Origin of the sequence: Enterobacter sp. PGRG2 (assembly GCF_030291195.1) — a bacterium.
Taxonomy (GTDB): Bacteria; Pseudomonadota; Gammaproteobacteria; order Enterobacterales; family Enterobacteriaceae; genus Enterobacter_D.
In genome coordinates, this window is sequence record NZ_CP127837.1 from 3,199,418 (window position 1) to 3,199,948 (window position 531).

General features: G+C 58.5%; 1 protein-coding gene. It reads right to left on the minus strand.

The genetic code is table 11. The annotated features are described in order from the left end of the window. Positions 1-55: 55 nt before the first annotated feature. A complete protein-coding gene (locus QRD42_RS14335; RefSeq protein WP_321987437.1) occupies positions 56-355 on the minus strand; it encodes a hypothetical protein in 300 nt (99 codons plus the stop codon). Between the last annotated feature and the right edge of the window lie 176 nt (positions 356-531).

Below are 531 nucleotides of genomic sequence, written 5' to 3' on the forward strand. Positions count from 1 at the left end.
TGTCCGCCTCTGGCATAAAGCGGACATGATCTCAGCTTAGCAGGGCGCGAAAACGTTACCCTGTCACGTCATCAATAACGCTCACCCCGTCTTCTGTGCGGATCCAGCGCGGCGCATTAATTTCCTCCGCCAGATACGCCATTAAATCCGCCAGCAGCCAGCGCAGCGGTTCTTCCTGTTGTGGCGGTACGCTGCGGCAAAGTAATACCTGGGCCAGCGCTGCGCAGTATTCGCCGAGGGTATCGGAATCGGGAGCAAACTGAGGTACGTGAGTGGGCAGGGTATCGACGGTAAAACKCGCCTGCTGTTCCGGCGGGATYGGCTCGTTCAGCTGKGGTTTSAGCAGTGCAAACACSGCGGAAANGCGKCCGCACAGCGCCATGCGCAGYGCCGGATCGAGGCWTTCYGCCTGAGCTTCGGCAAGCTGRTGGCARTRRTCSGCAAGGATGGTGAAATCRSTGTCGSCATCAAAMGGGAYGGTAAGTAACGGGTGAGWCKGGTTGAGGGTMGTAGCCATAATGGCAGCCTCCT